The following is a 20,850-nucleotide window of genomic DNA, read 5'->3' on the forward strand; positions in this document are numbered from 1 at the left end:
TCAGATAATAGTTATCGATGAAGTTCATCGAGCTGGGGCTGCAAGTTACCAAGTAATAATGAATTATTTTAAGCCTAAATTATGGCTTGGAATGACAGCTAGTCCTGATAGACCAGATGGATATAATATATATGAATTATTTGATAACAATATAGCATATGAGATACGATTACAAAAAGCATTAGAAGAAAATTTGTTATGTCCGTTTCATTATTTTGGTATAACAGATCTATTAATTAATGGGGAAGATTTTACGGATACTCTTGGATTACGAAACTTTAATAAATTGATATCTGATGAAAGAGTTAATTATGTGATTAAAAAAGCAAAATATTTTGGTTATAGCGGAGAACGAGTAAAAGGCCTAGTTTTTTGCAGTTCGAACGATGAAGCTCGAGTTTTGTCAGAAAAGTTCAATATGCGAGGATATAATACAACTTATCTATCTGGTGACAATTCTGTTATTGAAAGAGAGGAAGCCATAGATAGATTAGTTAGCAAATCAACAGTAAATAAGCTAGATTATATCTTTACAGTAGATATCTTTAATGAAGGAGTGGATATACCAGAGGTAAATCAGGTAATCATGTTACGTCCTACGGAATCACCAATAGTATTTATTCAACAGTTAGGTAGAGGGTTAAGAAAAGCTGATAATAAAGAATTTGTTGTAATATTAGATTTTATAGGAAACTATACCAATAATTTCATGATTCCTATAGCTTTATCTGGAGATAGAAGTAGGAATAAGGACAGTTTACGTAAATTTATTGCTGAAGGTACACGTATTATTCCTGGATCTTCAAGTATTCATTTTGATGAAATATCTAAAGAAAGAATTTATAAGTCAATAAATAGATCAACTTTAAACAAAGTTGAAGATATTAAATATGAATATAGATGTTTAAAAAATAAACTGGGTAGAATTCCTACATATAACGATTACGAGGAATATAATACGATCGATATAGAATGTATCTTCGAAAATAATTCTTTAGGCTCTTATCATAATTTTTTGAAAAAATACGAGGTTGATTATTTATATAAAGATGCACTTAACGAAACACAAGAAGAAATGCTAGTATTTATATCACAAAAGATTGCTAGTGGAAAAAGAGTTGATGAACTACTTTTATTAAAGCGACTTATCACGTATAAATATTATTTAAGAAAAACATATGAGAATGACTTGGCGAATTATTATGGAGATTCACCTAGTAGAAATAGACTCCGAAATATATATAAAGTATTAACAAATGATTTTGTTCCAAGTGAACCACAAAAGAAAAAGTTCTCAAAGAGTTTATTTATAAAAGATATGGAAGTAGAAATTGTACCTACGGAGCAATTCGCATTAGCGATAACTGATGATATTTTCTTTTTGCTATTAAATGAATTACTGGACTATGGAATAAAACGTTATAAGAAGTATTTTAGTAATAGGTATAGAGATACAGATTTTGTTTTATATCAGAAGTATACAAAAAGCGATGTCTGTAGATTATTGAATTGGGATAAAAATCAAAATCCACAAAATGTAGGTGGGTACTTTTATGATAAGGAAACTTGTACCTTACCAGTATTTATCACTTATGAAAAAGATGAAGGTATCAATGATTCACAAAAATATAAAGATAGATTTGTATCACCAGTAGAACTTATATCAATATCAAAACCAGGAAGAAATTTAAACTCACCAGAAATGAGCTACTTTTATTCTAATAAAACATCGATATTTTTGTTTATGCAGAAAAATAGTAATGATAAAGGGGCAAGTGAGTATTATTTTATGGGACAAGTATTTAATACAGGTGAAAAGAAAATGGTTCGCAGAGAAGAAGTAGGGGATACCGTTTTAGAGTTTAGATATAAACTTGATATACCTGTTAGAGAGGATTTATACCAGTATTTTGTCAATGATAATGTACCTGTAGGAGATAATAATTAAGTTGTAAGGTTGAAATACAAATCTGGTGCTATGATTAGTCAATATGAATCATTAACTTGACTAGGTACTTTTTTTGATGTAGTTTATAAATGAAAATAAGTTACGTATGACTATATTATGATAATTATGCAAAAGGAAGATTTAAGATGAAAACAATAAAAGTAGTAGCCGCTATCATAGTGAATAATAAGAGAATTCTCGCTACACAACGTGGTTATGGTGATTTTAAAGGCGGATGGGAATTTCCTGGTGGTAAGATTGAAGAAGCCGAATCATCAGAAGTAGCACTTAGACGAGAAATAAAAGAAGAATTAGATATCGACATTGAAATTATAGATTTCTTAACTACAGTTGAGTATACTTATCCTAATTTCCATTTATCTATGCAATGTTATTTCTGTGGTATCAAGGCTGGAGAGGTAAAACTATTAGAGCATGAAGCATCTAAATGGTTAGCAATTGAAGAACTGGATTCTGTTCTATGGCTTCCTGCTGACATTGAAGTTGTGGAAAAAATTAAAGAGAGTTACCTTAATCATAACTAAGAAATAATATATTATTATTACCGACTGCCCGCACCGCCTTCACACTAGTTAAAAGCTAGAGTGGAGGCGGTTTTATATCTTCCCATTACTCGTCAAATAGTGTAAGATAACCTTACATACATAAGATAGGAGACAAAAGCATGAGTACATATTACATTAACCATAACACACAGATTGATACTAGTCATTTAGCAGAAAATGAAGTCACAATACCAATCATGCTTGCAATTAAAAGATTTTATCGTGACATGGAAAATACTCTTTGTGAATCAGATGATACAGGAATGAATATCGTTCTTTATTTGAAAGAAGGTGAAGCGGAAAGTTTTCGATTCTTTGGTGAGGAAAAGTCTATTATTCTAGAGGCAGCAGATGAACTTGGTTTTATTTATGCGCTCAATAATATAAGTGAAAATACACTTGGTGTTACACCTCTATGGTTCTGGAACGACCAGATATTTACGAAGAAAGCTTCGGTCACCGTATTATCTGGAAAAGAAGAAATTGTATCTAAGAAAGCAAAAGTAAGATATCGAGGATGGTTTATAAATGATGAAGTTTTAATCTCAACATGGAAGGTGGATGGTAGTCCATCCTATGCTTGGGAGATGGCGATGGAAGCATTACTTCGCTTTGGTGGTAATATGGTGATTCCGGGAACGGATTCAAACTCTAAGATTTATCGCAAACTTGCTTCAGATATGGGATTATGGATTACGCATCACCATGCAGAACCTTTAGGTGCAGAGATGTTTGCAAGGGCTTACCCGAACTTAAATCCTTCCTATGATGAGTATCCGGAATTATTTCAGAAACTTTGGAGAGAAGGAATTGAAGCGCAAATTGAGGATAAAGTTATCTGGAATCTTGGTTTTAGGGGGCAAGGAGATCTTCCTTTCTGGGAAAGCGATCCTAAATATGCGACACCAAAACAAAGGGGAGAATTAATCAGTTCGCTAATAAAGTTACAGTATCAGATGGTTTCTGAAAGAGTAAAGAATCCTGTATGTTGCACGAATCTCTACGGTGAAATTATGGAGTTATATCAAGAGGGCATGTTAGATTTACCCAAAGGTATAATTAAGGTGTGGGCAGATAACGGATACGGAAAAATGGTTTCAAGAAGACAGGGAAATAACAATCCTAGAGTATATTCTTTACCTAATAATGATAAGTTGGAAGCAGTAGGTTTTACTCATGGGATTTATTATCATGCCTCCTTCTATGATTTACAGGCTGCAAATCACATGACGATGTTACCAAATTCTATGGAGTTTATCGGAAGAGAATTAGAGCATGCATTTAGCATAGGTGTAGATGAATTCCTCATTGTGAATTGTTCTAATATAAAACCACACGTTTATCCACTGGACTGCCTTCATGTTCTATGGACGGATGGTACAATTGATGCGAATAAACATAGAAAGCAGTATATTAATCAGTATTATGGTTCTCACGTGGAAGATATTGCAGAGTGCTTTTCAGAGTATGCAAATTGCATGGTACCCTTTGGAGAAAAGGAGGATGAGCATGCGGGAGAGCAGTTTTATAATTACACTGTCAGACAGTTTGTTCATCACATGATGAAAGGGGAAAAAGAATCACCAGTTAAAGGGCTTCTTTGGCTAAATCTTGGAGATGAGAAGACGCTTACTATTTCAAAGCAAGTCTCTTGGTTTCATTCTCGAATGCTAGAAGCGAGGAGCAAAATGCAAGTACTATTTTCTAAATGTGAAGTAATAGTGAATGACCTAACCCAAACGGATTTAAAGGAGAATCAATATTCTGAATCGGATGAAGTGGAGAATAATAATACGATTCAGGCTTTAGATAGAAATATATCAGCAAAAACATTAATATTGGATAGTATCTGGCTACAAGTAAAGTTACATTTGCTCTGTGTTGAAGGTTCCATTTCCTTTTGTGAAGGATATCATTGTTATGAACAAGGAGAGTTAAAAGAAGCATTCTATCACATTGGGTTAGCAGCAGAGAAATTCCAGAATGCAAACGATAATCTTCGAGCGAGAGAGTATGGAAAATGGAAAGGTTTTTATGCAAATGACTGCCTTTGCGATGTAAAACAAACTGCTTATGTGCTTCGACATCTGATGGGATATCTAAGAAACCTTGGGGATGGACCACACTTTTATGAATGGCAACGTTATTTTTTATATGCGGAAGAGGATCGTAGAGTTGTGTTGATTACGAATATGGAAAATCATATGACGGATGATGAGTTGTTTGATTGTATGAAAGTTTGGATGGAAAAAGAGAATAAATAAACAGGTGTTATCCAATATGACAGAGGAGAAGATTGCATGAAAAATAAAGTTGGAATTATATTATATACTGGTGATCAAGAATCCGTTTCTTCTTACCTTTATTAAGAGAATTATTGGAACAATAGCGAAAGCATTGATTAAATAGCCAGATAGAAAAAGTTTTCTATCTGGGCTATTTAAAGTTAATAACCTTATTTTTATCCCTATATTGAGATTGTAGTATTAGGAAAAGTCTCTTTTTCAATAATTAGGATGATATTGAAATGATTTCGTTCATATTTTAGATTAGTCTTATTCGTATTGTATATAATCTTATAAGTCTGTCGGTGGTGAATATTTGTATTTCTCTACTGGTTTAATTCTCTTTCCACATTGTGGACAAAATACATCGCTTAAAGGAATTCTATTGAGTAAACGTCCGCAAAAAGGACAACAATTATAATAAAGACCTGCAAGTGAGTATCCTATCGATATTAAAGCTCCCAAGCCCATTACGGCTATACCCAGATATATATGAACTATTGTGAGTAAACACCCAAGAAAAAAGATAGCAATCATAGGGATAGAAAGCTTATATGCTATTTTTCTATATTTCCAAATTGTTTCTATTTTCTGGTTTTCTTCTTCAAATACTTCTTGCTCTGGTCTAGGACGTCTTGTTGCGCGTCCACCACAAGGGCAAACGGAAGTAGCACTATCCAAAGAACGCCCACAAGTTAAGCATATGAATTTTGAGTCATTCGTATTATCAACCATAGTTTTTCTCCTTATGCGCTGCATTTTGTGTATGCCAAGTTTGTGTATGCAATGAAACACAAACAATCCAATTCATTGGAAGAATGGCTAGCATGTTTTTTATCTTTTTCTATAGTATATCTGTTATATTATGGATAATCAAGGATAAGATATCCATTTATACAACATATCAAAATTAATAGTACATGAAAGAAATTTAGCATGCATCAATATGAATGATAAAAGAGGAGACTTTGAACTATTTTATAGTATAATAATTATGCTATAATTTAAGATTCATTTAAGGTTGACCTCTTAAAATATAGTAATAAGGAGCATACCACAACTCAAAAATTCTAAAACTTTTTTAGTTGATTAAGGTTAGGAAAACATAACAATGAGAATATTATTGATTGAAGATGAAAAATACATGGCAGAAGCTGTGGCGCAGGTTTTACGCAAGAACAATTATACTGTCGATTTAGCCCATGATGGTGAGTATGGGCTTGATTGTGCGTTGTCAGCTATCTACGATATCATTATACTTGATATCATGTTGCCTAAAATGAATGGGTTGGATGTTCTAAAGTCTTTACGTAGAGAAAAAATTGCCACTCCTGTAATACTACTATCCGCCAAAGGGGAAACCGAAGACAAGGTAAGAGGACTGGATACCGGTGCGGATGATTATCTACCAAAGCCATTTAAAACCGAAGAGCTTCTTGCTCGTTTGCGTGCGTTAGGGCGCAGAAAGGGTGAAATTATTCCGGAAGGTATATTGTCTTATGGTGATATAGAACTTAATCCCAATACGCTGGATGTGTATTGTGGTAAAAAAACATACAAATTAACCCTAAAAGAAAGCCAGCTTTTAGAATTACTTATGAACATGAAAGGTATGGTTATCTCAAAAAATTACATTATCGAAAAGCTGTGGGGCTTTGATGGTGAAGCAGAAGATAACCATGTGGAGGTATACATCTCTTTTCTGCGTAAAAAACTGGCTGCACTAGGTTCAACGAATACAATTCAAACTATACGAGGTCTTGGATACATGTTAAAAATGGTAAAGGAAGAATAAGGATTATGTTTAAGAAATTACGAAACAGATTTATAATGCTTAATATGGTAATCATTTCGGTAATGATGCTTGCTGCCTTTGCTGTAATCTATATCATGACCTATACGAATATACAAAATGAAAACAATGCAAAACTTCAAAAAGTTTCCGCTACTTACACCGTTGGCAAACAAGCAATTCTTCCTAACACAATGTTTGGAGGACGTATTGCAAATGGTACAATCCCAACCGACTATACCCTTTCTTTTAATATTATCATTGACAGTGATGGCAGCCCTGTCAGTATACATTCTTTTGTCGATATGCCTGAAAAGATGTATATAAAAGCTGCAGAGCTTGCGCTTTCCACAGGAAAACATGCAGCGAACATATCGCTTGATGGAAAGCGGTGGATGTTCCAAATCAATGAGATAGGGAATCTAGCAATGAGGGGATTTGAGGACAACGGAACAGGGAAAGTTGTTCAGTTAATAAATTGCAGTAAGATATCTTTTTTAGATATCACGGAGTCACAGGGAATATTGACTAATCTTTACATTACATTTGCTGTAATCGGTTTTCTAATGCTTTTTGTTATCTTTGGCATTAGTGTGTTTTTTGCCAGACGATCTGTTGCCCCTGTTGAAATAGCGTATATGAAACAAAAGCAGTTTGTTACGGATGCCTCTCATGAACTCAAAACACCCATTGCATCTATTGGCGCTAATACCGACGTTCTCCTGGCAAACAAGCAGGAAACCATCGAAAGTCAAAAAAAGTGGGTGGAATATATCAAGGCCGAAACCGATCGTATGGGGAAACTCGTGGGCAATCTTTTATATCTTGCCAAAACTGATAACGTTGAAATCGGCATGGATAGCTTACCATTTAATATCAGTGATACTATCCGTGACACCGTGTTATCTATGGAAGCTGTGGTATTTGAAAAAGGCTTGATGCTTACGCAAAGTATTGAGCCAAATATCATTATAAATGGCGACAGTGATAAGCTGGTACAGGTAGTGAAAATACTGTTTGACAACGCCATAAAATATTCAAATAAAAACGGTAGTATTGATATTGTACTAGAACAAACAAGACATCAAGTGGTGTTTACGATAAAAAACACTGGAGATGGTATTTCTTCAGAACATCTACCAAAGATATTTGATCGTTTCTATCGCACCGACCCGTCAAGAGCACATGATGGTAGTTATGGATTAGGGTTGTCCATTGCCAAGGCAATAATCGACAACACAGGTGGTAAGATTTATGCTACAAGTGTGGAGGGAGAAAGTACTACCTTTATGTTTACGTTAAATAAAAATAATTCTTAACGATGAAAGGTTCTCGGGTGAAAATCCGAGACTTTTTGGCTCTGTACTATGTATTTAGGGAGATTCATTGAAACTCACAAAAATACTTAGTGCAGAGCTTTTTTGATTTAAAAAGAAATACCGTATATAAAAATTCTTCATTTAAGGTTCATTAAAGGTTGTTCTCTTATAATAAATACAAACTTAATTCAATGGAGGATTCATATGAAGAAGAATGCGATAACCATAATCATATTAGGTCTGTCTGGTATTATCCTCGCCTTAGGTATTTGGCAGCTTGTGCTATACATACCTGCACAGCTTGACATGCTTGCTGACGCTACAACACAGGGTGCTACTGCAGAGCAAATATCAGAATATTACTGGCAACAATTCATGCCGCAGGTGCTTAGCTATGTTATCACGACACTTGGTTTTGCTTCCGTATTATTTGCGGCTGGTATGCTTTATCGAAAGCATGGAGCATCAACAATTGCGGTAAGTAGCCCACAAATCGGGGAAATTCCACCAAAAGCAATCGAAGTTTTCAACAATCCTGATGATTTCTTTGAGGAATTTGAAATTGTTACAGACGAACAAGAACAGTAACAAAAATTATGAAAGGTTGATTGAAGGTTAAGTAGCTACCATATTTGCGTAGTCAGTTGCTACAATCACAGAAAAGGAGCTAGAAAAAATGTACATTATACAAAATGCACTTAAAAACTTAGTGCGCAACAAGGGTAGAAACATCATGATAGGGTCGATTATCTTCGCTATCATCTTGACAACGGTGATATCCCTAATCATTAACAATACAGCCACTTCTGTCATTGAAGATTACAAGGATCGTTTTGGATCGGAAGTGTCTATTACACCGAATATGCAAAAAGTTCAGGAAGAAGCAATGAATAATTCTACTGACGGTAAGGTGAGAATGATGCGACCGGAAATTTCGTCCGAACTACTCATTCAATTTGCTGATTCTGAGTATTTGAAAGAAAGTATTGCAACCGGTTCTGTCATGGGAAATTCAACCCAAATAAATGCGATTGACCAAACTGATGATGATGGAACAGGTACCACAGGCGGACAAATGGTTAGGATGGCTGGAGGAAATGGCAATTATTCATTGTTGGGTGATAGCTGGTCAGACTTCTCGGATGGACTACGTAGCATTGAAAGTGGTAGATTACCAGAAGAAGATGGTGAATGCGTAATCAGTATGGATCTGCAGGAAGAAAATAATATTTCGGTGGGTGATACGTTACTATTTACCGCTCATATGAGAGTTCCTACTCCTGATGATATTGGAGATGTGAATGACGAAGATACAATCGAAGTTAATGGAATCGAATATACTGTTTCAATTTCTGGACTAGGTACTGTGAACCTACAACGAGAAGTGGAATATTCTCTTAGTGTTGTGGGTATTTACAACGATTTGACAGATGAATATTCAAACTCTAATATGCCGAAGATGGCAGCATTGAACCGCCGTAATGAGATTTTGACCTCACTTAGTACTTTACTAGCACAGCGTGGTGTTGATGAAAGCGGTGTATCAGTAAATGTGACCTACTATCTGAAAGATCCTAGTATGTTATCAGCGTTTGAAACAGAAGTTAGAGCAAAGGGCTTATCAGATTTATTTGATGTTAGTACCGATGCCGCTTCATACGATAGCATTGTAAAACCAGTATTAGGATTAAAAAGTATCTCTATTACATTTATGATTGTGGTAATGGTACTGGGTGGCGTTATTCTACTACTCCTTACCTCCATTTCCATCAGAGAACGAAAGTATGAAATCGGTGTACTTCGTGCAATGGGTATGAAAAAAGCTAAGGTAGCACTTGGAATTTGGACGGAAATCTTCGCAATTACTTGTGTATGCCTTGTCATTGGATTAGGTGTAGGTACAGTAGTGGCGCAACCTGTGTCCGATGTATTGCTTAAATCACAGGTGGCAGCAGCGGAAACCAACACCGACACACATCAAGGTCAAAATGGAATGTTTACAGGTGGTGGTCGTACAGCGGGTGCTTTTATGATGGGATCAGGTGGCGGAATTAACTCATCCAATGAAAAACCGCTTTCTGAGATGAAGATAACGCTTGATCTGATTACAGTACTTGAGATTATTGCAATCTCTATCTTACTGGCTTCGTTAGCAGGACTGGCTTCCATCAGTAAGATTACAAAATACGAGCCGATTAAGATACTCATGGAAAGGAATTAGGTGGTAGCAATGAACGTATTGACACTAAACAATGTGACTTACAGATATGAAGGAACGAAAAAGAATGTACTGAAAGGCGTAGATGCTTCCTTTGAAGCTGGAAATGTCTATACCATAGTCGGAAAATCCGGTTCTGGCAAGTCCACTTTTCTTTCTTTGATTGCTGGACTGGATGTTTGTACGGAAGGGCAAATTTTACACGGTGAGCAGGAATTGAAAAAGCTTGATCGAGACGAATACCGCGCCAAAGGTATTGGAGTAGTGTTCCAGAGTTTTAATCTCTTAACAAATGCATCTGCCGTTGAAAACATTGTGCTATCTATGAATATTAGTGGAAGTAAAGAAGCCAATAAAAAAACATTTGCCTACTCCTTACTTGAAAAGGTAGGTATTGACCGTGAAACAGCGGACAGAAAAATCCTCAAACTCTCCGGTGGAGAACAGCAGCGTGTAGGTATTGCAAGAGCAATCTCACACGATCCTGACATTGTCATTGCTGACGAGCCAACAGGTAATCTTGATAAAGATACCGAGGAGGAAATCCTAAAAATCTTTACCTCCCTTGCTCATAATGAGGGTAAATGTGTTATTCTCGTCACCCACTCTAAAAAAGTAACTACCATAGCTGATATGATTTATGGCATGAGTGATGGTAAGATGATAGAGATGAAGCAAAAATAAACGAACAGGCAACGTTAAGTATAGGCTGTTGTCAAGTAGCATCAGGGATAACTGAGATGGTGAATAACCATTAAAGTTATCCCTTTTTTAGTGTTCCATTGTTCTATAGCTTTGTGAAAGAAGTGAACTAATTTTAATTTCTGAATAAACAAGTCCACATAAAATCCAAACCTTGTATTGTGTCTGGAACACCGTTCCTATATTTTCTGATTTCAACAATTTCAAAATGAGGTGCAAATAGCTCAACTAGTCTTTCTTTTGTAAAGGCAACACCGACACGTTTTCTCTGTTGGTAGAATTCCCAATCATCAACTTCATCTGCACAATTTTCACCCCAAGCGAAACATACAAGACCAAAGTATCCACCTGGTTTCAGAACAGACTTTATTAATTCTATGTATGTTATTCTTCTATGTGGAGGCAAATGGTGAAGCATTCCTGAATCATATGCAAAATCATATTTGCCGTTTATGCACTCTTTAAGTACATTTTGACATCTGAAATCGACACTAACACCCTTCTGTGTAGCAATTCTATTTGCATTTTCAATAGCAGTGGATGAAATATCTATAGCTGTTACCGATACACCATGTTTAGCCATAAAAATAGCATTTCTTCCTTCTCCGCAACCAAATTCAATAGAAGAGGAAATAGGCACGCCTTTCCCGAAAAATTCTACTAAATTTTCATCAGGTACATCATTTTGGATGATAAAATTCGCTGGGTGTTTTCTTGATTCATAAAATTCATCCCAAGATACATTTTCAGCTTGACTATCTAATAATTCCATTATGTCATCATAATTATTAATAAATGGTTTCATACTGCTCCTCCCGATTTTAATTACATCACAATTGAAAGCAAATATGAATCATTTGCTATATAAATTATAAATTAAATTACACAAATTTACCATGTTAAATTCAATTTATTTACTGTGGATTTTATTATTAAATGCTAGTTATTCTTCCGAAACCATTACTCAAAATAAACTTTTATTTTACAAAATTTGCATTTTAATCATTGAATCTGATATAATATTGTAAACAAGATAAAATTAACCAGTTATATTTTATGGTAAAGATATGAAGGAATAAGAACATAATAATGCCAAAGGAGGAGATTTTAATAAATAACTTACAAAAGTTATATCAAACAAAAAAAATATATGATTTAGAAGGTACGGAACGATATTTTGTTGCTGCCATCAAAGATAATATGGAGTTTCATAATCAGCATTGCAAGCGTTATGCGAAGATATTAAAAAAACAAGGGATTACAAAAGATGATATACAGTCTATCGAAGACTTACATAGAATTCCACCACTTCCAACGTTGTATTATAAAAAAATAAGAATTGCATCCTTACCTAGTAAGAAGATGGCAATAAAAGCAACATCTTCGGGAACAAGCGGGGTAAAAAGTAAAATAGGCTATGATGCAAAAGGGCTATATTATGGGGCTCACATGGTGTACCGTACTGCAAAGTATCATAAACTCTTATCAACGAAACCAACTAATTATATCCTCCTTGGATTTAAGCCGTGGAAAGAAAATCAAGCAGTAACAGCAAAGACTTTGCTTGGTTCAACTTATTTTGCACCAGCGAAAGAGAGAGTATATGCACTACAATATATTAACGGTAACTATGAACTTAACATAAAAGGAGTGTTAAAAGCTTTAGTTAAGTTTAGTAAACAGTCAAATCCTGTTCGTATCATTGGATTTCCTGCTTATGCTTTATTTTTGATCAATGAATTAGAAAAAAGAAAAAAACGTTTTATATTACCGAAGGGCTCCAAGGTTATTCTTGGTGGTGGTTGGAAGCAGTTTTATTCAGACCAGGTAGATAAGGAAGTATTATATCAAAAAATTCAGAGGACTCTTGGAATTGAAGTAGAAAATATTCGTGAATTTTATGGTGCGGTGGAACATCCTATGATATATTGCGATTGTAAAAATCACCATTTTCATGTACCTATCTATAGTCGTGTATTGGTAAGAGATGTGGATACTTTATTGCCAGTGCCAAACGGTAAGGTTGGTATTCTAAATTTTCTTTCTCCGTTGCTTTCTAGTATGCCATTAACGAGTGTTATGACAGATGATTTAGGTGTGCTACATGATGGAGCTGAATGCGGGTGTGGAATTACAGCACCTTACTTTGAAGTTCTAGGAAGAGCCGGACTTCGAGACATACATACCTGTGCACAGGGAGCAGGAGAGTTGTTGGGAGGTAATAGTAAATGATATTATGCGGTGGTGAAGTACTAGAATCAAGTCAAACAAAACAGGTATTAAAAGACTTATACCCTCGAATCCTATTAACACTGAAACGAGGTATCTTACCTTCTAAAGTAGTGATTATGGCTTGCCATCAATTATCTAAGCGTATTATTGCGGGTGAATATCAAGAATTACTTGGAGGATTTTTAACAGAGGATCAGATAGCAAAGACTGCACAAATGTTATCCGCGGAGTGTTTAGTAAGTAAGATTCGAATCGAACTTGGTGCAGCAATTGGAGAATGTCTCCCTGAAACTTCTCATCAGATCATGCCTTTGGGTGTTTTATTACATATCGCAGCTGGTAATATGGAGGGGCTACCTGCCTATAGTGTTATTGAGGGACTTTTAGCGGGAAACATCAATATTGTTAAACTACCAGCCACAGATTCGGGAATTACCATTAAGTTATTACAGGAGTTAATTAGCATTGAACCAAAGATAAAAGATTATATCTATGTATTCGATACTCCATCCAGTCATCTGGAAGAATTAAAGGCTATGGCTAATATGGCAAATGGTATAGTAGTCTGGGGTGGAGATGAGACGATGAAATCCATAAGAAATCTAGCTTCTGTTGACACTAGGCTGATTGAATGGGGACATAGAAAGAGCTTTGCTTATCTTACGAAAGATGCCATTACAGACAAGGCATTAATGGAGCTTGCGACTCATATAGTAACTACGAAGCAAATACTTTGTAGCTCTTGTCAGGGAATTTATTTAGATACAGATGTGATGGAGGACTTGGAGAATTTCTGTGAAAGATTTTTACCGATCCTAGAGAGTGCGGTTGCAAAAGAAGAAACTCCTAGTATGTGTACGAGAGCACAGATTTCGCTTCTTCTGTATCATGATGAGTTAATTGAGTCAAAAGGCAAATTATACAGAGGGAAACACTGTAGCCTAAAGGCGTTACCGGATGTTTTGCTAACATCTTCTTATACCCATGCGAATCTGTGGGTAAGAGGACTTAAGAGAAATGATATCATAGAGAAATTACACAAGAACAAAGGATACCTACAGACTGTAGGTTTGGTTTGTCAGGAAAATGAATGGAATGAATTATCGAATTACTTTTTCCTCGTAGGAGCGACCAAAGTGACAGTTCCTAAATTTATGTCTTATATGGATGTATTTGAAACCCACGATGGAGAATATCCACTGAGAAGATACGTAAGAATTGTAAATGGGAGAGTTCTATCTTAGGAGGATTTGCGATGAGTTCATTTCAAGATTTGCGAATTGTGGATAATTTTTATCAAACGTCAGCATTTTTCCCCATGCCGACAGTTTTAGTAAGTACCTTAGCGGAAGATGGAAAAACATCCATTGGTTCATATTCTCTTTGCTTTCCTTACTACATAGCTGGTAGAGAGTATTATGCTATGCTCTTAGAATGCAGGAATTCCTCGAATACAGCGCAGAATATCTTAAGAAGTGGTACTTGCGCTCTTAATTTTATTGAAGATAGCCTAGATGATTTTAAAGAAGCAGTTCGATTAGGATTTCCAGGAGAAACGGCAGCAGAAAAGATGGAGAACTGCAAATTTACCCTTGAAGAAGGGCTTGCAGCGAAAGATGGAACCAAGCGTCCTCTGATTATATCAAAAGCGTATCAGGTATTTGAATGTACTTGGATATCTGACTTAGATGGGGCGAAAGAAGATAGTAAAAAGGTCGGGCAACTAGAGGGCGTAGAACCTCCTTATCGCAACTTTAATGGGATAACTAGTAAGTTCGGCGCTCATTTTATCCTACGAATTGATAATATACTGATGAAGAAAAAACAATACGATGCAATTATTGATGGGGTGAGAGCATCTGCATTTCCTAGAGTCCCAGTCGATTATGGATATCGTGATTCTACGAATTTTTGGTATACAAAATTTCGCCGTCCAAAACCAGTGAAAATTCCTGAAGGAAAAGAAGTGGATATAACTTCTGTTGTGTATGCAGCAAATCGTATGGATGCGGAGATAAAATTTACAAAAGAGGCGTGCCAGAAGTTAGTAAAAGTTCCACGCATTTTCTTAAAAACAGCACTGCAAGGGTGTATCGACTGGGCTAAAGCAAATGGTGTTACGTTGATTACAGAAGAACATATGAAGATGATTAGTGATAAGAGAGCGAAAGAGAAGAAACATTAGATAAAACCAATAGAAAGAAAAATGCACCCTCCATTATCCGTACAAATTTTGTCTATATAGATAATGAAGGGTGCTTTTATGTTAGCTTAGTTAACTTTCGATAGAACCTTTTATGATTGAGATAACAGTCTCATAAGGGTAAGTAATCGGTGTATTTGATATATTAGTTGTAGTTGATTCTTGATTATCTTGATTACTGTTGCTTAATATCCGATATAAATCATCCTCCATAGTTACAGTAAGAATGTTATCTATAAAAACCATCTTACCTTGGGCTGGATTGATTAAGGATGCAGGAGTAGAGGCATAAGTCTGTAACAATAAGATAACAATTTGATCTTTTTCTAGGTATCCAGCTTCTTTAGTAGTTTTTTCATTCTCCATTTGTTTTATCTGAATCGTATCTCCAATATTAGCTTCCCCATATATAACATCTAATATTTCAACATCCGAAACTGCATATTTCTGTGACATTCCAGAACTTTGCCCTATTACAATAGATTTGTTGCGTTCTACATTCTTTATCTGTCCCTTAATAATTAAGTTTGAGGAACGAACAGCATCTTTCATATTATAGTAAGTGGTATAGTCAGCTGTAAAATCCTTTTGTTTACATCCGGTGAATGCAAATAGGATTATCAAAACAATTAGGACTGAGATATAATCACGTAGCTTATGCATAGAAACCTCCTACCTATCAGTGTTTAGTTATTCTTATATTTAGTCTATCTTAGTTTAATCCCTCTTAGGTTTCCCTTGAAATCTTTTCTTAATAACCACGCTAACAACCTTATAAATAGGATGCTCGAATCTTCTAACAACATTTTTTAAGTGTTTCCGTATTTCAATTGTCTGTGGACAGTGAGTCTCACATTTTCCACATTGAACACAAAGAGATGCATTGCTCTTTTTGTCTCTCAAAGTGGTACACATAATATATTCCTTGAAGGCTTTATTATAACCTTCGGCGTAACTAACATTATAGCACCGGAATACACCAGGAATATCAACACCTTTCGGACATGGCATACAGTAACCACAGCCTGTGCATGGAACTTTAATCTTATCATTCAGTGCTTTTTTCACTTGTTCAAAAAGATGCATTTCTTTTTCTCCGAGTTCACCGACAGAGACGGTAGATGCTATTCGGATATTTTCTTCTAACATCTCCATAGAATTCATTCCGGATAATACGACACTAACGTCTTCTTGATTCCATAACCACCTGAGTGCCCACTCAGCAGGACTACGTTTTGGTTCTGCTCTATCAAATAAATCAAGTGCTTTTTTAGGAAGGTTGTTAACTAATCTTCCTCCTCGTAAAGGTTCCATAATAATCACAGGAATATGTTTGCTTGCTGCCTTTTTTAGACCGGCTACACCAGCTTGACTTTGCTCGTCCATGTAATTATACTGTATCTGACAGAAGTCCCATGAGTATGCATCAAGTAATTCTTGAAATGCTGCTGTATTTCCATGATAAGAAAATCCAATGCGTTTAATGATACCTGCTTGTTTTTTTGATTCTAGCCATTCTAATATCCCAAGATCGATTAGGCGGTTCCATATGTTAACGTCTGGTAGCATATGCATCAAGTAATAATCAATGTAATCCGTTTTTAATCGTTTTAATTGTTCATCAAAAAAACGGTCGATATCGCCAGCCTTTTTAATAAGATAATGAGGTAACTTTGTTGCTATCATTACTTTCTCTCGGCAATTGTGTTTTTGCAATATCGTACCGAGGGCTTCTTCACTGCCAGAATAGATATAAGCGGTATCAAAATAATTAATGCCATGTTCAATTGCATATAAGATTTCTCGTTCTGTTTCCTCCATATCGATGGCTTTTCCCTTTTTCGGAAAACGTAAACATCCAAAGCCAAGGATTGAAAGAGAATCGGTCTGATTTGGATTTCTGTAATTCATGGGGCCTCCTAATTCATGACAAGGAAAAGTTTATAAAGTTACTTTTTCTTGCTGATAAATAACGTTATTTATGACAAGGAAAAGTTCACAGAGCGTACTTTTTCTTGTTGCATTGATAACGCATTCTTGTCCATAATTTTAACATAGTAGTTTATGTGTTACAAGCGGATGAACGAAATAGTGAAAGGAGAAGTCGTAGTTTCTACGACTAAAATATATTATGAACATAACCATTTTTAATGAAGGAAGAGACGAAAAAAGAAAACCTGAAGTACTAACGGTATATCCGGATGGAATAGGAGGGGTATTACGTGATATTGTATCAGAAATGGAGAATGCTAACCTGCTAACCATTGGTTCTTTATATGACGAGGAATGCGGTTTAACAGAGGATATATTAGAGCAAACCGATGTACTTATTTACTGGTCCCATGGCGGTAATCATGAATTTCCGGATGAAATAGCAAATAGAGTGAAAGCGCATGTTCTACGAGGAATGGGGTTTATTGTATTACATTCTGCTATCGGTTGTAAGGCATTTACTTCCTTGATGGGAACAACTTGTACTTTTCGATATCATCATGATGATAAGGAGTTTGTGGTTTGCTGTAACCCTAACCATCCAATTGCGGAGGGAATTGAGGATAGGTTTGAATTATCCATAGAAGAGACCTATGGTGAATACATGGATATTCCAAAACCAGATGATGTTATTTTCCTTGGTTGGTTTAGCAGTGGAGAGGTATGCCGAAGCGGATGTACTTTTACAAGGGGAAATGGTAAAATCTTTTTCTTCCAACCTGGTCATGAGACAAATCCGTCTTTTTATCATCCGCAGGTTAGAAAGATTATAAAGAATGCTTGCCGCTGGGCAGTACCTACAAGAAAGTTGCCTAAGGTTTCAGAGTGTGTCGCGTTGTAGAAAAATTATGTACTGCCGTCAATAACTAACACCAATTTCTTAACGATACGGTATTTTGTTCTAAATTTTCATCGTTATAGTGAAGAGAGATATAAAAAGAAACAAGAAATCATTAACATTAAAAGAGGCATGCAATAAATTTGCATGCCTTAAATCGTCTTATTTAAGTAGTAGCTTTTTATGTTAAAAATAAATTATACTCATTTCTGAATTTTAGCAATACTACAGTATCTATCTTACCACACCTTAAATTATAAGTCTAGTATTATTTTTTTTTTCTGATAAAATTCTTTACAGAAAGGAAATTAGTATACAAAAATTCGAAAACGTTGCGTTTGAGTTGCAGTTGAGTTGCATTTGGAAGAAGGAATAGAGCTGTTAAAGCAGAAATGGAGAAATTATGGAATTAGATCGTTATAGCAGGGAGTATGAAGAGCAACATTTAAAAGAATGTGTGAACGTAATCGAACAAAATATTGAGAAATATGCGAAACAAGAAGCAATACTTGCAGGTGACATTAAAGAAATGTATGACCATTACCATGATGATAGCCCAGAGATTTATACCGAGTTATCGAATACAATGACGATGCACGGAAGTATTAAGATGGCATTAAATAAAAATCGAAAAGCGTTACAGAAGCCTTATTTCGGGCGAATCGATTATTTAGATCATGAGGATGATAAAAAGAGTACCTTATACTTAGGGAAAAACGGTGTCATGAAAAGTGCTACCGAGATAGAAGTAATTGACTGGAGAGCACCGATTTCCAGTGTTTATTACGAAAGTGAGGTAGGAGAATGTAACTATAGAGTTCCAGAAGGAGAGTTAAGAGAAATAAAACTTAACCTTAAACGAACTTATGAAGTTGAGAAAGACAAATTGCTTGATTTTTATGATTCCGAAGTAGTTGCCAATGATGAGCTCTTAACGAAGTATCTAGCAAAGAATAAAGAAGCAGTATTAGGTGAGATTATTGCAACGATACAGAAGGAACAAAATGATATTATAAGACAATCTCCATTTCATAATGTTGTTGTGCAAGGGGTTGCTGGAAGTGGTAAGACTACGGTTGCGATGCATCGTATCTCCTATATACTTTATAACTATCAGGAGAAGTTTCGTCCAAAGGAGTTTTTCATTATAGGTAGTAATAGAATCTTACTTGATTATATCACAAGTATATTACCTGACCTTGACGTTTACGGAATAAATCAAATGACGTTAGAGCAGTTCTGTCTATTCTTATTAGACGAAGATATTATTACAGATAAGTACAAAATAATATCGCATATTCAAAAGGATAAGAAGGAATATAAAAAGTTTGCAGAACGAAAAGGGTCATTATCCTACCTTAAGGAGTTAGATGCGTATTTAAATCAGAGAGAAATTGAAATGATTCCCAGAAAAACAGTAGTCTATGAGGATGAGGTACTTTTTTCAGAAGAAGCATTTGATGATTTTTTGAAAAACAATCAGATGTGGTCAACCCAAGCGAAAATCACAATGTTAAATGAAAGAGCTCTGAATAAAATTAGGAACTACTTTACCGGTAGAGATTATGAATATGAAAAAGAAGAAAAAAAGGTTGCGATTAAACAATTTAACAATTATTACGGTCCTAAGAAGTGGAAATATGCGCTTATCACGCTTTATCAGGAATTCTTACAGTGGATGCTTACAAAAACTGAGGGAGAGGAACAACTTGGTATCAATGACTGTATCTTAAGTCTTAGTAAAAAAGAGGTAGATGTCTACGATTTAGCAGCATTATTGTATATCAAACGACGAATGGTACTCACCGAGGAGATGGAAGATGCAAGACATGTTGTAGTTGATGAGGCTCAGGATTATGGTGCTATGGTGTTCGGTGTCTTGCGTTATGTACTACCTCGTTGCACATTTACAGTGATGGGAGACGTTTCTCAGAATATTAATTACGATTCTGGTATGAATGACTGGGAAGCATTAAAACAAGAGGTGTTTAACAAGGATCGAGATACCTTTGGCGTGTTAGCAAAGAGTTATCGTAATACAATAGAAATCTCAAATTATGCGACCAGTATCTTATCACATTGCTCGTTCCCTACGTATCAGGTAGAACCTATTATCCGCCATGGAGCTATGGTTGCGAAGCATCAAGTGGCAAAGGAATCAGAGATGGTATCAAATGCAGTAAGAATTATAAAGTCTTGGCAGGAGACTGGATATGATACGATAGCGGTTATCTGTAAAGATAGTGAGAGTACAGAAAAGGTAAGTAAACTTCTTAGTAAACAGATGGAAGTTATGGAAGGAAGCCTAGAAAATGCAGTATTTTCAAAAGGAGTTATGGTACTTCCGATTCAGTTAACTAAAGGTCTTGAGTTTGATACCGTTCTGTTATGGAATCCGAATCAGGAGAGTTATGAAAAGAGTGATGCGAATGCAAAACTTCTTTATGTAGCTGCAACAAGAGCTTTACACGAGCTGACGATGGTTTATCAAAACAAGCTTTCGGAATTATTATAAGATAAAAAACTTTTTAACCTCATCAGGGAAGTTTTCCGCTTATTTAAGCGGGGGTAAGGACTTGCCTGTTTTAAAATGCCACGTAGTGGAGAAAATCATATAAAAAATAGGACTTAATCAGGTATAATCCCCGAAATTCGAGGCTTTCTGATTAAGTCTTTTTTTCTTAAAAATTTAAAAAGAGGGGGCTTGAAAAAAATAGTCAATTCATTATACTGATATTGACTAAATCGGTTAATA

The 20,850-nt window shown here is 35.4% G+C and carries 17 protein-coding genes; 13 read left to right on the forward strand and 4 right to left on the reverse strand.

Annotation, left to right across the window (positions count from 1 at the left end; all coding sequences use genetic code 11):
- The first annotated feature begins 58 nt into the window (after positions 1 to 58).
- The 3 genes from CPHY_RS08395 (at position 59) to CPHY_RS08405 (ending at position 4,778) form a co-directional block, all read left to right on the forward strand.
- Positions 59 to 1,948: a DUF3427 domain-containing protein gene (locus tag CPHY_RS08395; protein WP_049762330.1), complete on the forward strand. Its 1,890-nt coding sequence runs from the start codon at positions 59 to 61 to the stop codon at positions 1,946 to 1,948.
- 146 nt (positions 1,949 to 2,094) lie between these two features.
- Positions 2,095 to 2,493 carry a (deoxy)nucleoside triphosphate pyrophosphohydrolase gene (locus CPHY_RS08400; RefSeq protein ID WP_012199643.1) on the forward strand — a complete coding sequence of 133 codons (399 nt, stop codon included), beginning with the start codon at positions 2,095 to 2,097 and terminating at the stop codon, positions 2,491 to 2,493.
- A gap of 140 nt (positions 2,494 to 2,633) precedes the next feature.
- Entirely contained in the window at positions 2,634 to 4,778 is a 2,145-nt protein-coding gene (locus CPHY_RS08405) for a glycosyl hydrolase 115 family protein (RefSeq protein WP_012199644.1), read from the forward strand.
- A gap of 312 nt (positions 4,779 to 5,090) precedes the next feature.
- Here the strand turns inward: CPHY_RS08405 and CPHY_RS08410 are convergent, their stop codons facing one another.
- A complete protein-coding gene (locus CPHY_RS08410) occupies positions 5,091 to 5,534 on the reverse strand; it encodes a hypothetical protein (RefSeq protein ID WP_041703377.1) in 444 nt (147 codons plus the stop codon).
- 376 nt (positions 5,535 to 5,910) lie between these two features.
- On the opposite strand from CPHY_RS08410, the gene CPHY_RS08415 reads away from it, so the two are divergent.
- The 5 genes from CPHY_RS08415 (at position 5,911) to CPHY_RS08435 (ending at position 10,812) form a co-directional block, all read left to right on the forward strand.
- Complete coding sequence (locus CPHY_RS08415) at positions 5,911 to 6,594, forward strand: response regulator transcription factor (RefSeq protein WP_012199646.1); 684 nt, start codon at positions 5,911 to 5,913, stop codon at positions 6,592 to 6,594.
- Between the two features lie 5 nt (positions 6,595 to 6,599).
- Positions 6,600 to 7,910, forward strand: coding sequence for a sensor histidine kinase (locus CPHY_RS08420; RefSeq protein ID WP_012199647.1), 1,311 nt, complete (start codon positions 6,600 to 6,602; stop codon positions 7,908 to 7,910).
- Between the two features lie 204 nt (positions 7,911 to 8,114).
- Complete coding sequence (locus tag CPHY_RS08425; RefSeq protein WP_012199648.1) at positions 8,115 to 8,498, forward strand: hypothetical protein; 384 nt, start codon at positions 8,115 to 8,117, stop codon at positions 8,496 to 8,498.
- 88 nt (positions 8,499 to 8,586) lie between these two features.
- On the forward strand, positions 8,587 to 10,131 hold the full coding sequence (locus CPHY_RS08430) for an ABC transporter permease (RefSeq protein ID WP_012199649.1): 1,545 nt from the start codon (positions 8,587 to 8,589) through the stop codon (positions 10,129 to 10,131).
- Positions 10,132 to 10,140: 9 nt separating this feature from the next.
- Positions 10,141 to 10,812: an ABC transporter ATP-binding protein gene (locus CPHY_RS08435; RefSeq protein WP_012199650.1), complete on the forward strand. Its 672-nt coding sequence runs from the start codon at positions 10,141 to 10,143 to the stop codon at positions 10,810 to 10,812.
- 133 nt (positions 10,813 to 10,945) lie between these two features.
- On the opposite strand, the gene CPHY_RS08440 is transcribed toward CPHY_RS08435, so the two are convergent.
- Complete coding sequence (locus CPHY_RS08440) at positions 10,946 to 11,635, reverse strand: SAM-dependent methyltransferase (RefSeq protein WP_012199651.1); 690 nt, start codon at positions 11,633 to 11,635, stop codon at positions 10,946 to 10,948.
- Between the two features lie 284 nt (positions 11,636 to 11,919).
- Here CPHY_RS08440 and CPHY_RS08445 point away from each other — a divergent pair, with 284 nt between their 5' ends.
- The 3 genes from CPHY_RS08445 to CPHY_RS08455 are packed head-to-tail and all read left to right on the forward strand — an operon-like array spanning position 11,920 to position 15,247.
- A complete protein-coding gene (locus tag CPHY_RS08445) occupies positions 11,920 to 13,062 on the forward strand; it encodes a LuxE/PaaK family acyltransferase (protein ID WP_012199652.1) in 1,143 nt (380 codons plus the stop codon).
- Entirely contained in the window at positions 13,059 to 14,306 is a 1,248-nt protein-coding gene (locus CPHY_RS08450) for an acyl-CoA reductase (protein WP_012199653.1), read from the forward strand. The genes CPHY_RS08445 and CPHY_RS08450 overlap by 4 nt, the downstream gene beginning before the upstream one ends.
- An 11-nt stretch (positions 14,307 to 14,317) precedes the next feature.
- A complete protein-coding gene (locus CPHY_RS08455) occupies positions 14,318 to 15,247 on the forward strand; it encodes a hypothetical protein (RefSeq protein ID WP_012199654.1) in 930 nt (309 codons plus the stop codon).
- Positions 15,248 to 15,337: 90 nt separating this feature from the next.
- On the opposite strand, the gene CPHY_RS08460 is transcribed toward CPHY_RS08455, so the two are convergent.
- Both CPHY_RS08460 and CPHY_RS08465 read right to left on the reverse strand, forming a co-directional pair.
- On the reverse strand, positions 15,338 to 15,928 hold the full coding sequence (locus CPHY_RS08460; protein WP_012199655.1) for a hypothetical protein: 591 nt from the start codon (positions 15,926 to 15,928) through the stop codon (positions 15,338 to 15,340).
- A 54-nt stretch (positions 15,929 to 15,982) separates the two neighbouring features.
- Positions 15,983 to 17,176, reverse strand: a complete 1,194-nt coding sequence (locus CPHY_RS08465; protein ID WP_012199656.1) for an aldo/keto reductase — start codon at positions 17,174 to 17,176, stop codon at positions 15,983 to 15,985.
- A 220-nt stretch (positions 17,177 to 17,396) separates the two neighbouring features.
- Here CPHY_RS08465 and CPHY_RS08470 point away from each other — a divergent pair, with 220 nt between their 5' ends.
- Together CPHY_RS08470 and CPHY_RS08475 are read left to right on the forward strand one after the other, a co-directional pair.
- Positions 17,397 to 18,098 (forward strand): ThuA domain-containing protein, encoded by a 702-nt coding sequence (locus CPHY_RS08470; protein ID WP_012199657.1) that lies wholly within the window; start codon positions 17,397 to 17,399, stop codon positions 18,096 to 18,098.
- 400 nt (positions 18,099 to 18,498) lie between these two features.
- Entirely contained in the window at positions 18,499 to 20,610 is a 2,112-nt protein-coding gene (locus CPHY_RS08475) for a HelD family protein (RefSeq protein ID WP_012199658.1), read from the forward strand.
- The last annotated feature ends 240 nt before the right edge of the window (positions 20,611 to 20,850 follow it).

Source organism: Lachnoclostridium phytofermentans ISDg, assembly GCF_000018685.1.
GTDB lineage: Bacteria > Bacillota > Clostridia > Lachnospirales > Lachnospiraceae > Lachnoclostridium > Lachnoclostridium phytofermentans.